The organism is Spirosoma luteolum, from assembly GCF_054778875.1.
The window spans coordinates 663,530-676,785 of the sequence record NZ_BAAGZE010000003.1; the positions used below are offsets into that span (position 1 = coordinate 663,530).

Annotated in this window: 9 protein-coding genes; 2 read left to right on the plus strand and 7 right to left on the minus strand. The window is 60.3% G+C overall.

Annotated elements, in window-relative coordinates; genetic code table 11:
• Positions 1-10: 10 nt before the first annotated feature.
• From ACYVAC_RS05365 to ACYVAC_RS05375, 3 genes are all read right to left on the minus strand, one after another.
• Entirely contained in the window at positions 11-1,150 is a 1,140-nt protein-coding gene (locus ACYVAC_RS05365; protein WP_461096572.1) for a hypothetical protein, read from the minus strand.
• A gap of 58 nt (positions 1,151-1,208) precedes the next feature.
• Positions 1,209-2,372, minus strand: coding sequence for an AIR synthase related protein (locus ACYVAC_RS05370; RefSeq protein WP_461096573.1), 1,164 nt, complete (start codon positions 2,370-2,372; stop codon positions 1,209-1,211).
• Between the two features lie 79 nt (positions 2,373-2,451).
• Positions 2,452-3,420, minus strand: a complete 969-nt coding sequence (locus tag ACYVAC_RS05375) for a Gfo/Idh/MocA family protein (RefSeq protein ID WP_461096574.1) — start codon at positions 3,418-3,420, stop codon at positions 2,452-2,454.
• Between the two features lie 184 nt (positions 3,421-3,604).
• On the opposite strand from ACYVAC_RS05375, the gene ACYVAC_RS05380 reads away from it, so the two are divergent.
• On the plus strand, positions 3,605-4,396 hold the full coding sequence (locus ACYVAC_RS05380) for a DUF481 domain-containing protein (RefSeq protein ID WP_461096575.1): 792 nt from the start codon (positions 3,605-3,607) through the stop codon (positions 4,394-4,396).
• 80 nt (positions 4,397-4,476) lie between these two features.
• Here the strand turns inward: ACYVAC_RS05380 and ACYVAC_RS05385 are convergent, their stop codons facing one another.
• From ACYVAC_RS05385 to ACYVAC_RS05400, 4 genes are all read right to left on the minus strand, one after another.
• A complete protein-coding gene (locus ACYVAC_RS05385; protein ID WP_461096576.1) occupies positions 4,477-5,295 on the minus strand; it encodes a LysM peptidoglycan-binding domain-containing protein in 819 nt (272 codons plus the stop codon).
• An 11-nt stretch (positions 5,296-5,306) separates the two neighbouring features.
• On the minus strand, positions 5,307-5,792 hold the full coding sequence (gene purE / locus ACYVAC_RS05390) for a 5-(carboxyamino)imidazole ribonucleotide mutase (protein ID WP_461096577.1): 486 nt from the start codon (positions 5,790-5,792) through the stop codon (positions 5,307-5,309).
• A 244-nt stretch (positions 5,793-6,036) separates the two neighbouring features.
• Entirely contained in the window at positions 6,037-7,251 is a 1,215-nt protein-coding gene (locus ACYVAC_RS05395; protein ID WP_461096578.1) for a DUF1501 domain-containing protein, read from the minus strand.
• A 194-nt stretch (positions 7,252-7,445) separates the two neighbouring features.
• Positions 7,446-8,882, minus strand: coding sequence for a DUF1800 domain-containing protein (locus ACYVAC_RS05400; protein ID WP_461096579.1), 1,437 nt, complete (start codon positions 8,880-8,882; stop codon positions 7,446-7,448).
• A 284-nt stretch (positions 8,883-9,166) separates the two neighbouring features.
• Here ACYVAC_RS05400 and ACYVAC_RS05405 point away from each other — a divergent pair, with 284 nt between their 5' ends.
• Positions 9,167-13,225 (plus strand): S8 family serine peptidase, encoded by a 4,059-nt coding sequence (locus ACYVAC_RS05405; protein ID WP_461096580.1) that lies wholly within the window; start codon positions 9,167-9,169, stop codon positions 13,223-13,225.
• The last annotated feature ends 31 nt before the right edge of the window (positions 13,226-13,256 follow it).

The following is a 13,256-nucleotide window of genomic DNA, read 5'->3' on the forward strand; positions in this document are numbered from 1 at the left end:
CCCGCGCCGGCTACCGGATCAGCAATCGCTGCACCAGCCGCTGGGGCCCGGTATCGGCGCGGAGCAGGTACATACCCGCCGGTACCGGCTGAGCCGCCGTGAGCAGCCAGCTGGCGTCGGGCTGTTGGGCCGCTGTGAGTGGCAGTTCGGTGCCGGCGGGCGTTATGAGCTGATAGCAGGCGTCGGGCAGATTACGAACGGCGGCCCGGATACCCGTTGCCGCCACGGGGTTTTCGAGCACGACCAGCGCTGGCGTCCGGTCGGTCAGGCTGGCCGCTACGGGTTTGGAATAGGTTGTCTGCCCGTCGAAGTCGACCTGTCGGAGCCGGTAATAGCCCGTGCCGTCGAGCGGAAAGGCGTCGACGAAGCGGTAGGTGCGCCGGCCCTCCACCGTACCGGCGGCCGGCAGGGTGGCCAGCGTCGTAAACTCACCCAGATCGGTACTGCGTTGCACCGAGAAGCTTTCGGCATTGCGCTCCCAGCTCGTGGCCCAGTCGAGCTGCACCTGCGTGCCTACAGGCCGGGCCGTAAACGAAATCAGCTCGACCGGCAGTGGCCCCTGCCAGTTGAGGTGGCCCAGCGTAACGCCCTGCGCGCCAGGGTTGGCAGGCGCCGACGCGCCACTGCCAAACACAATCGTGACCTTGCTGACGTGCGTGGCGAAAACAACGTTCGACGCGCTGCTGCCCGGATCGTCGCCCGAGCCAGTGAACGTATTGCCGGCTACGCTCACGTATGCGGATGGAGTCAGGCTGGGCGACACGGGCGTACCGTTGAGTTCGCCAATCACACTGACCCGGTCCTGCGCTGACGCCGTCTGGTCGATACCATAGATCGAGAACGACAGCCCGATTACGCTGCGGGCGAAGGTGATGGTGATGACCTTTTCGTCGGTTGTGTTGGGCAGGTCGATGGCCAGTTGTAATCCGGTGCTGACCCCTTTTGGCGTTCCCAGCGTGAAGGTCTGTACGCCAACACTCGCAATACTCACCGACACATCGACGGCCGGAGTTCCAATCTGTGTGTAATTATTGCTGGTATTGTTGCCAGCCCAGGCGGGGGCCGTGGTTTTGAAGTTTAAATTTTGCCCGGAGGCCACAAAGGGGAGCAAGCCGCTCATCAGGGCGGCTATGGTGTAGCGTAAAGTCATGGTGGGATGCTGGTTAAGCGCCCCAATCTATAACCAAAACCACCTACCTGTCAACTACTTAATAAACAAATGTTCCGTTTTCGCCCTGGATCGTAACTTGTTTACCCGCAAAAGCCTCGACACGACCAATAATCTGAGCTTCAACCCCGAATGATTGCGCAATGTCGATCACGGTCTGGGCGTAGGTTTCGGGTAAATAGACCTCCAGCCGGTGGCCCATATTGAATACTTTGTACATCTCCTGCCAGCTCGTACCGCTCTCGGCCTGGATAAGCCTAAACAGGGGGGGCGTGGGAAACAGGTTGTCTTTGATGACATGTACGTTGTCGACGAAGTGCAGCACTTTGGTCTGCGCGCCACCCGAGCAGTGCACCATACCGTTGATGTACGGACGGAGTTCATCGAGCAGCACCCGGGCAATGGGGGCGTACGTGCGCGTGGGCGACAGAATCAGTTGCCCAACGGTCAGACCGGTACCAGCTACAGGAGCTGTCAGCGCCTGCGACCCGCTATAGATCAGGCTCCGGTCGATACCGGGATCGAAGCTTTCGGGATACCGGTCGGCCAGGTCATGCGCCAGCACATCGTGCCGGGCCGAAGTCAGCCCGTTGCTGCCCATACCGCCGTTAAACGTGGTTTCGTAGGTCGCCTGCCCGAACGAGGCCAGTCCCACCACCACATCACCGGCCTGAATGCGGTCGTTGCTGATCACCTGATCGCGACGCATCCGGGCCACCACCGTACTGTCGACAATAACCGTCCGGACCAGATCGCCCACATCGGCCGTTTCGCCCCCGGTGCTGTAGATTTCGATACCGTGGTCGCGCAGCATCTGCAGCACCGCTTCGGTACCGTTGATGAGTTCGGCAATGACCTCGCCGGGTATCAGATTCTTGTTGCGGCCGATGGTCGACGACAGCAGCATGGGGCCCGTAGCCCCCACGCAGATCAGATCGTCGGTGTTCATCACGATAGCGTCCTGCGCAATGCCGCGCCACACGCTCATGTCGCCGGTTTCGCGCCAGTACAGATACGCCAGCGACGATTTGGTACCGGCGCCGTCGGCGTGCATGATGGTGCAGTAGTCGGGGTCGCCGGCGAGCGTATCGGGCACGATTTTGCAGAAAGCCTTCGGGAACAAGCCCTTGTCGAGCTGGGCAATGGCGTTGTGAACGTCTTCTTTGCTGGCGGAAACTCCGCGCTGGGCGTATCGGTCGGTCATGCCGCAAAGGTAAACAGAAAAGGCCGACGGGCTGAACGAATCCAGCCCATCGGCCCAAAATGCCGGGTAGTCAGCCAACTCAGGCGTAGGTCAGGCCGATTTCCCGGCGCACCATATCGAGCAGCGTCATCAGGTTCTGGCTGTCGGTCAGCGACCAGTCGGGGCTTTCGGTCAGGCCCTGGGCAAGGCAGTCCATCACGTGCTGGGCTTCGTAATCATACCCGTTGGTGTCGCGGTCGGCGCGGAAGGTTTCGGGTTCGTGACCGTCGCGTTCCAGCGTGAGTCCTTCGGTTTCGTGCCAGCGCGAATGCACCCGAATCTGGCCCGCCGTTCCCTGCACAATGGCTTCGCAGGGGGTTTTGGCGCGCAGGGTACTGTCGAGCATAGCCAGTTCACCATTGGCGTAGGTCAGTACCATGCCACACTGCTCATCGACGCCCGTCTGGCCGAAGATAGCGCTGGCTTTCAGCTGCTGGGGCATGCCCAGCATCAGGTACGAGAAAAACAGCGGGTAAATACCAATGTCGAGCAGCGAGCCCCCGCCCAGTTCCTTGTTGAACAGCCGCCCGTCGGGCTGAAAATTAGCCGCGAAGCCAAAATCGGCGCGTACGCCCGTAATGGTACCGATGGCGCCATCGTGGGCCAGGGCTTTGGCTTTACGCAGCACGGGCATGAACCGGCTCCAGAGTGCTTCCATCAGAAACACGCGTTTCGACCGAGCCAGCCCGATCATTTCGGCCACCTGCCCGCTGTTCATGGCAAACGGTTTTTCGCCCAGCACCGGAATACCGGCATCGAGCAGCATGAGCGCATTCTGGTGGTGCAGCACGTGTGGCGTGGCCACGTACACCACGTCGAGATCGGGCAGGGTCAGCAGGCCTTCGTAGCTGTCGAGGGCATGCGCAGCCCCGTATTGTTGGGCAAACGCATCGGCGCGCGCCTGGCTCGTCGACGCTACCGCATAGAGTTCAGCATCGGGCAGGGTCATCAGATCCTGCGCAAACTTATGGGCGATTTTGCCCGGTCCTAAAATGCCCCAGCGTGTCATGGTTTGGTTGGTTAGTAGTTCTGCAATCGGGGTGTCGGCGCCAGCGATTCCGGTAGTATAACCGCCCTGGCCGGCCCCGTTGCGGTGCGACTCGATCCGACGAATGTGCGCTTTTTTTCCTACGTTGCGGCTATCACCAATCCGTTTCTTCGTGAAAAAGACGGCTCAACGTATTCTTTTCGGTTTGCTTGCCCTAACGGCTACCACCCTGCGGGCGCAGGTTGTGGAACAGCCCGACCCCCTCCGTCCCTCGGTGCCCGACTCGGTTAAAACCGCCACCGGTCCGGCCCGCACCGACTCGGTAACCGTGCCCAAACCCCTCCACGTGGTTCGCTACAAGCTGAGTGCCGATGGTACCTTTACGAGCGGCAACGTAAACCGGCAGCTGCTGCAGCTGGCCAGTTCCATCGACTATGCGCTCAGCAATCTGTTTCGTCTGTCGACCAATCCTTCGTTTGTCTACGGCCGGCAGGGTGGCTTGCTGGCCGAACGCGAACTCTTCGGCGACCTGCGGGCCACCTATCGCCCCGAGCGCCGGCTTTATTATTTGACCTTCGGCTCCTACGAGCGCAGCAACCTCCGCCAGATCAACAACCGCTGGACGATTGCCGGTGGGGCGGGATACAAGCTGCTGCAGCGTAAAAAAGCGTATCTGTCGGTTACGAACGTGCTTATGCAGGAGTTTACCGATTTCTACGAGTTGCCAACCATCAACATCGTCCGCAACTCGACCCGGCTCTTTGGCGAATACACGTTTGGCGACAATCGCTGGACGCTGACCCACACGGCGCTGTACCAGCCCGCCATCGGCCAGTACAACGTGCGCTGGAATGCAACCCTGAGTTTGCAGGTGAAGCTCAACACGGCCCTCAGCCTGCGCACGAGTCTGGCCAATGCCTACGAAAGCCTGGTGGTACCAGGCCGGCAAAACAACGATTTGCGGTTTACGGTCGGGCTGGCCTACGAGCGCAAGTAACCGACGCCACCAATCGCATAGAACCACAACAGCCGCCCCACTTACGCCGGGCGGCTGTTGCACTGATGCTGGAGCGCTGACTACTGTTTTTCCGGATACGGAATAATTAGTTTTTCGCCCCGGGTGGCTATGTCTTTGTCTTTCTTGTTAGCCCGCATGATGGCTTCTTTGCTGACGCCGTATTTCTGCGCCACCACCCGCAGCACATCGCCGGGGCCAACCGTATGCACGGCCATGGTCTTCACTTTTAGTTTGGTAATACCCGCCTTAACATCGCTCTCCGACACATTGGGGTTGAGCGCTTTCAGCGTGCTTACTTTCATGTTGTAGCGATTGGCCACGCCGTAGAATGTTTCGCCGGCCCCCACCGTATGGGTCGATGTCGACCCGCCCGTTTTCACGGCTGGCTTCTCGGCCACGGTGGCTTTGGGCGCATCTTCCTTTTTCGGGGTTTCCTTGACGGGCTCCGGCTTTTTTACTTCCTTCTTTGGCTCTTCCGCTTTTTTGGCCGGCGCTGCGGCTGCGGGCTCCGACGCCGACGGTTTTCCATCGGTTGTTTCCCGGTTGTCTTCGGCCACTTCTTCGGCTTTCACGTTGGCTTCGGGCGCATCGGCCGGGGGCGTTGCCTGCGACAGATCGACCGGGGCGGGCTGCGACGACGTGTCGGTTTCCTGCGGAGCCATGAGCATATCCGGATCTTCCTGCGCCATGGGCTGCTGCGACGTGGTGTCGATGGCCACATTGGTCAGCTCGTCAGAGCCATTGGTATCGTCCGAGATGTATTCGAAGCCTACATACAGCAGGGCGGCAATTAAGCCAACCAGCACCACCAGCGTGATAGCCGGCAGGCTTGAGCTACCCGTTGGGCGGCTGTTCGACGATTGATTATCTGATTCCATGGGTGGAGCGTCTAGTTCGATTCAGTAAGCTGACGGCTCATCTGGGCCACTTTTTCTTTTAACTCGTCTTTGAACCGGAGGAGATTTTCGGCCACCCGCTCATCGAAGGTACCGACGATCTGGGCGGCCAGAATACCGGCATTGCGGGCTCCATCGAGCGCCATCGTCGCCACGGGCACACCACCGGGCATCTGCAGAATCGAGAGTACCGAATCCCAGCCGTCGATCGAATTGCTTGATTTGACGGGTACCCCAATCACGGGCAGTGTGGTCAGCGACGCCACCATGCCAGGCAGGTGAGCGGCCCCGCCGGCCCCGGCCACAATTACCTTCAGCCCCCGGTCGCGGGCGCTTTTGGCATAGTCGACCATTTTTTCCGGCGTGCGGTGCGCCGACACAATATCCATTTCCCATGCTACCCCGAGCACGGTCAACACATCGGCAGCCTCCTGCATAACCTTGCGGTCGGAAAGGCTCCCCATAATAATACCTACCATTGACAACGGTGCTGTTTGTAGTTAGCCGCGCCGGGTTTGCGAACAGTTACGTCACTGGTTCGCAGCTGGTTCACCTGTCGATAACAAACCACGGGCAACCCACTGATTCGGCCTGATTGATCACGGAGCGTGACAACCTGCGAAATAACAGAGATTCGGGCACACTTCGGGAGACCCCATTCGATTTTTTATCCTGTTGCCAGCCGATAGCGCCCTTATCCCCTACCGGCTGGCCTGCCAGCACCTAGACCAGCCTGAGCGGCTCGAAGGGCCGGCCCAGGATGGCCACGTCGTCGGCGCCCAGGTAATCGCGGAGCAGCGTCGCGTAAATCTGTCGAAAATCGACGGTGTATGCCAGATCCCCTTCGGTCAGGTTGCTCAGGTTGGGCGCTTCGTTCAGCACCCGCCGGCCCGGCAGCCCCCCACCAATCAGAAACACATTGCTGGCCGTGCCGTGATCGGTGCCGTTGCTGGCATTTTGCTTTACCCGGCGCCCAAACTCCGAGAACGTCATCAGCAATACGTCGTTCTGGCGGCCGGCGGCTTTCAGGTCGGTCATAAACGCGCCCACCGCGTCGGCATACTGCCCCAGCAACCGGTCCTGCTGACCCGGCTGGTTGATGTGCGTATCGAACCCGCTGATCGAGACGTAGTAGACGCTGGTGTCGATGCCCGACTGAATGAGCTGCGACACCGTTTTGAGCCGGTTGCCCAGTTCGTGATCGGGGTAGGCCGCTGCCGGGCTGGTGGTGCTTCTGGCTTTGGCTTTCTCAAACACGTAGTCGGCCGACGACACCGTTTCGGCGAGGGTTTTGTAGAGGTAAGCCACCGACTCGTGATCGTCGTGGGCCGGTTCGTGGCTCAGACCCGTCACCAGTGGGCCACGAGTCTGGTTGTACAGCTTTTTAGGGTCGAGCAGGGCCATGCCGTTGAGAGTCTTGCCCTTCATGGCCAGACTGAGTGTATCGTCGACTTCGATGGTTTTGTAGGGCTGCTGGGCCTTGCCGGCACAGGCCGCATCGAGGTAGCGCCCCACCCAGCCGTTGCTCAGGTACTGGCTGGAATCGCTGGCCGTTTGCCAGATATCCATCGACCGGAAGTGCGACCGGTCGGGGTTGGGATAGCCAACGTTGTTGATAACGGTCATCAGCCCTTCGTCGTACAGCGACCGCAGCGCGCCCATGGCGGGATTCAGGCCAATTTCGTCGGTGAGGGGCAGCACCTTATCGGGCTTGATGGCAATGGTGGGCCGCTCGCGGTAGTAGATATCGTTGCGGTAGGGCACCACGGTGTTGAGGCCATCGTTGCCGCCCGACAACTGCACAATCACCAGTATTTTGCCCGACGGCGCCACGGGTTGCCCCATGGCCGACAGTTCGTAGGCTTTCAGAAAATTCGGGATAAGCAGCCCGCCGGCCGTGGTCAGCGCCGACTGCAGGAGGAAGTCTCTACGGTTCATGGATGAATTGGTAAAGAGAGAGAGAACGGGTGAAAGAGCGAATGAGTGAATGAGCGAAGCGTTCCATAAACCCGCTTTGGCATACAAGTGAGATACGACATAAACGAAAAACTGAACAAGACCTGCCATGGATAATACCCCGGTCGCTCTTACACTCTTTCGCTCTTTCACTCTTTAGACACAGATACCCCTTGCTAACCAAGCTGATATTCGGGCAGGCTCATCAGCGATGCGGTGAGTGAGCGAATGCGGGCCGAACGGGTGGTTGCCGATCGGGCCTGCTGCTCGATCAGCTGGCGTTGTTCGGCGCGCAGCGGCAGCGGCAGCAGCGTAGCCGCCAGCGCGTCGGTCAGACTGGCGTCGGGCGTTTTGGCAAAAGCCGCTTCGAAACCCGCCCAGTCGACCTGCGTACGAAAGGTGTTGCCGCCTTTGCGGGCCAGCGCTTCGGTGTTGACATCGCCGTCTTCCTTCGGCCGGATCGTCACGTCGGCGGCCTTCAGCACATAGTTGGGCAACTGCATCCGAAACAGCAGACTCGACGAGTCGATCCAGTTTTTACCGCCGGGCCAGCCCGCCACGTTGGGCGGATAAAACAAGGTTTGCCCGAGGGTACGCTGTACGAAAATCTGCGGCTGCGGCTGGTCGAACGTCACACCCAGCGTATGCCGGAGCCCCGCCAGCAGCTCGACCGGCGATTTGATGTGGGCCCCCACGTTGCTCGGGTCGTAGAACCAGTCGGCATTGAAGATTGTCTCCATCAGGTCGGTAATGTCGTAACCGCTTTTAAAGAACTGCCCGGCCAGCGCATCCACCCGCTTCGGATCTTCGGTTTCATTCACAAAAAAGCGGTACAGTTTGCTGGTGATGAAGCGGGCCGTCTGCGGCTTTTCGAGCAGCATGGCCACGACATCCTCGCCGGAGAAGGGACCCGTTTTGCCAAAAACCGTTTTGTCGCCGGCATCGTGTACACGCTCCCGAAACACAAACTGCCCATCGGGCGTAAACTGCCAGCCGGTAAAGGCGCGGGCCGCTTCTTTGATATCGTGTTCGGCGTAGTTGCCCCGGCCCAGCGTGAAAAGCTCCATCACTTCCCGGGCGAAGTTTTCGTTGGGGGCATTTTTGCGGTTTTGCTGATTGTTCAGAAACTGCAGCATCGCCGGCTCTTTCGACACGGCCATCAGCAGATCGCCGAACCGGCTCAGCGCGTGCCGCCGGATGGTGTTGGCGTACTGCTGCATGAAGAGCGGGTTCTGCCCCATGGTGCGGCAGGCAAAATGCCCGTGCCAGAACAGCGCCATTTTTTCGCGCAGCGCACCCGGGCCGGCCGCCATCTGGTCGAGCCACTGCAGATTCAGGTCGCGCACTTTCTGAGCATTTTGCCGGATGCGTTCCTTAAGCATGTCGCGGTCGAGCTGCCCGTCGCGCACCAGGTTACGGAGGGCCCCGCGCGTTATGTTCTGGCCGGGCTCGACAACCTGCAGGTCGGTCATCGACGCACTATCCTGAAAAAGCTGTCGAATTGTTTTACGAAGCGGGTGGCGGCTGGCCTCGGCCAGTTGAGCGGGTGTAGCGCCAAACGCGGCCCGGCTGAAGAGGTAACGGGTCTGCTGCTGTCGGGTTTGTGTATCCATACCGATTCCGGGTTAGCTATGCTTGCTTGACAACACAAGTTCCGAATCGTTTAACGACACATCATTAAATTTCGGTGATAATCAGGTCGATTCCGGTCTACCCACGCCCTTGCCAGCCGGGCGGCTGCGGTCGGCCCCCCAACCCACCCCGTTCGGCCGGCGCGCTTCATTAAAAGCCTGTTAATCTCAGGAAACGGCCCTGGCTGGCGCAACGAATCGCCCCGGTTTTGTCGTATGGGCTTCGTATATTCGACGCCCGGATTTGAGCGGGCCCCTCTGCCTTTATGCAACATCTTTTCTTCCGCTTTCGCCGGCTGTCGATTATCCCTCTGCTGGCGCTTTCCGTTACCTTCGCGCTGGCCCAGCCGCGCCCGCTCAATCAATACAGCGATCAGCAGAAAACCCAGCAGATTGCCCTCCAGAAAACCCTGACGCAACTCGAACAGGCCAACTACCAGCTGGCGCAGGCCGAAGCAATCCGGCTGAAGCGCCCCCTGATCGAACGCCTGGGCGATGGCACCGTCCGTATGCTGCGCGGCATTACCGAGCGGGGCGAACTGCTTTACGAAACCACCTACAGCAACCTCCAGGCGGGCATTACCACCAAAACCAACGCGCTTTATGCCGGGGGTAGTCTGGGGCTGTCGCTCTCGGGCAGCACGCTCACCGACAAGCTGGGCATCTGGGACGGCGGTAAGGTTCGCAGTACCCACGTCGAGTTCAGAAACACCGCCGGGGCCAGTCGGGTCACCCAGATCGATAATGCCAGCACGTTCGATTCGCACGCCAGCCACGTCTCGGGTACGCTGATCGCGGCCGGGGTAAATCCGTCGGTACGGGGCATGGCCTACGGCACCAACCTGCGCGCCTACGACTTCAGCAACGATGTGTCGGAAATGACCGTGGCGGCACCCAACCTGCTCCTGTCGAATCACTCCTACGGAACACAGGCGGGCTGGGTCTTCAACGACAGCCGGACCACCACCACCAAATGGGAATGGTGGGGCGATACAACCGTTAGCCAGACCGAAGATTATAAGTTTGGCCTGTACGATTCGCGCGCCCGCAACTGGGACCAGATTGCCTACAACGCCCCTTACTACCTAATCGTGAAGTCGGCCGGAAACAGCCATGGCGACAATGGCCCGGGAGCCGGGCAACCGTATTATATCGCCAATGGCACCAAAACCGTAACCACGCCCCGCTCCAGCCAGGATGGGTACGATCAGGTAGCCACCAACAGTACCAGCAAAAACATCCTGTCGATTGCGGCAGTGGGTATACTGCCTAATGGCTACAACCAGCCCGCCGACGTGTCGCTCGCCAGTTTCAGCAGCTGGGGACCTACCGACGATGGCCGCATCAAGCCCGACCTCTCAGGTGTAGGCGTCAATGTACTGTCGAGCAGTTCCGAATCCGACAGTGCCTATGTCACCTACAGCGGCACGTCGATGGCGTCGCCCAATGTCACGGGTTCGCTGCTGCTGCTGCAGGAACTCTACGGACAGCGGAACAGCGGCAAATTCATGCGGGCATCGACACTCAAAGCCGTGGCCCTGCACACCGCCAACGAAGCCGGTCCGGCGCCCGGCCCCGACTATAAGTTTGGCTGGGGACTGCTCAACATGGAACGCGCCGGCCAGCTACTGCTCAACACAGGCCAGAATCACCTGTTGAGCGAGCTAACCCTGGCGCAGGGAGCCACCTACAGCCTGACCGTAGTGGCCTCGGGGCGGGGCCCACTGACGGGCACCATTGCCTGGACCGACCCCGCCGGGATTGCTACTTCGGCGCTGAACGACCGCACAATTCGGCTCGTCAACGATCTCGACCTGCGTATCAGCACGGGTTCAGCCACCACACAGCCCTGGATACTCGACCCCAGCAATCCGGCTAACCCGGCCACCCGGGGCGATAACATTCGTGACAATGTGGAGCAGGTGCTCGTCAGCAACCCCATTCCGGGCCAGACCTATACCATCACGGTATCGCACAAGGGTACACTCACGGGCAATACGACCAGCAGCCAGGACTATGCGCTCGTACTGAGTGGTATCGGCGGCACGGCCTACTGCGCATCGGCCCCCACCTCAACCGCCGATACCCGCATCGACCGCCTGCAATTTGGCAGCATCGACCAGACCGGCAGCACTGGCTGCACCAGCTATACCAACAACCAGCAGGCTACCACCACCGTCCAGGCCGGGCAGGTACTCCCGCTCGTGGTAACAACCGGTACCTGCGGAGCGGCAAAACCCGCCGTGGTTAAAGCCTTCGCCGACTGGAATCAGGACGGCGACTTCGACGATGCCGGCGAGTTGCTGACCACCTCCCCGGTGCTGAATGGACCAACCACGTTTACCGGTTCGGTTACGGTGCCCACCACGGTGCAGAGCGGCCAGTTTATCCGGCTGCGCGTGGTCGCTACCGAAACCAGCAGTGCCGATCAGGTAACGGCCTGCGGCTCGTATGGCAATGGCGAAACACAGGACTACACGATTCAGGTCGTTCAAACGGCCAACGATGTAGCCGTTGCGGCCCTGCTCTCACCGGCAGCGGGTTTCTGCGGACAAATCAGCACCGGCACCACCGTTACGGTGCAGCTGCGCAACAATGGGACGGCCGTTCAGCAAAACATTCCGGTATCGGTTCGAATTCTGGACACCAGCAACACCGAAGTCGCCACGCTGACGGGCACGGTACCCACTCTGGCTGCCTTCCGCGACCGCAGCCTGAGTCTGCAACTGCCAGCCACGGTGTTGCTGCAGCCCGGCCAGACCTATCAGTTTCAGATCACGGCCACGCTGCCTGCCGATCAGAACCCCGGCAACAACAGCCTGACGGTAACCCGCACCGCGTCGCCCGCCCCGGCCAGCGGTATTTTTTCGGCCACCCGCTGCGGTAGCGACACGCTGGTATCGCTGGTGAATGCCGGTGGCGAAACGGCGTTCTGGTACGATGCCCCAACGGGCGGTAACCTGCTTGCCGCCGGCAACCGAACGTCGGCCAGGCTGCCCGGCAGCGGTGTCTTCTACGCTACACTAAACGATTTTTCCGGCGGTATCGGGCCCGTCAGCAAATCAGTCTATGGGGGTGGCAGCTACGCCGGCAACTTCGGTCCGGCCCCGCTGGTGTCGACTACGGTGCCCGTGCTGATCGAAAGTGCCCGCCTGTATATTGGCAACGCCGGTAAACTAACTTTCACGGTGCGCAAGTTCGACGAAACGGCCATTTCAAGCGTAACCCTCGACGTAACGCCCACGCGCAACCAGAGCCTGACCGCCACCTCGAACGGTCAACTCGTCGACGATCCCAACGACCCCGGAGCCGTTTATCCGCTCAACCTGTCGATTCCGGCCGCGGGCGACTACAAAATCACGATCGAGTACGCCGAGGGCGCATCGATTTTCCGGAGCAACGTGGGCGTAAGCGGTTTCCCCTACCGCCTGAACACGCAGCAGGGCAAGCCCATAGTCAGTATCAAGGGATCGCTGTTCAACAACAGCACGGGTGGTGTAGACACGCTCAAAGCAGCCTGGTATTATTTCTACGACCTGCGGGTTCGGTCGCTCAACTGCCCCTCGGCCCAGCGCACCGCTGTCACGCCCATAGCGGGCACGGGTACCACAGCCGTGATCAGCGCCGATGGATCGACCAGCGTCTGTCAGGGTGGCGCGGTTACGCTCCGCGCCAATACAGGGCCGAACCTAGCCTACCAGTGGTACCGCGGGGGCCAGCTCATTGCAGGCGCTACGGCCAGCACTTATGCGGCCAGCGTGGCGGGCAGCTACGTGGTGCAGGTAGCCGGAAGCTGCCTGCCCGTCAGCTCATCGGCGGTCACGGTTACAATTCGTACAGCCGTTACGCCAACCATCACCACCAATGGCTTCACACTCTCAACCAACGTCACGGGCAATACCCAGTGGCTGCTCAACGGCGTAGCCATTGCAGGCGCCACCAGTTCGACCTACGTCGTTACGCAGACGGGCCGGTATTCCGTCAAAGGAAGTGTGAATGGCTGTGGTGAGCTAACCTCCGATGAGGTATATCTGGCGATTCTGGCGGCCGAACCCCAGACCGCTACCGAAACGCTGTCGGTTTATCCGAACCCGGTCAGCAGTCAGGTCGAGGTTAGCCTGAGCACGAGCGCCACGCTGCAGCAGCCCGCCGTACGCGTGGTCAACCAGCAGGGCATTCCGCTCCTGTCGACCTCACTGACCCGTAGCGGTACCACCTACAGTGCCACCCTCGACCTTAACCGACTGCCGGCCGGCAGCTACCTGCTGGTGGTCGGCGACAACAAAAATCGCCAGATTCAGGTCCGGCGGGTGGTGAAGCAGTAAGGCAGGGAGGAAGTTTTTCTGTTTACAGTTT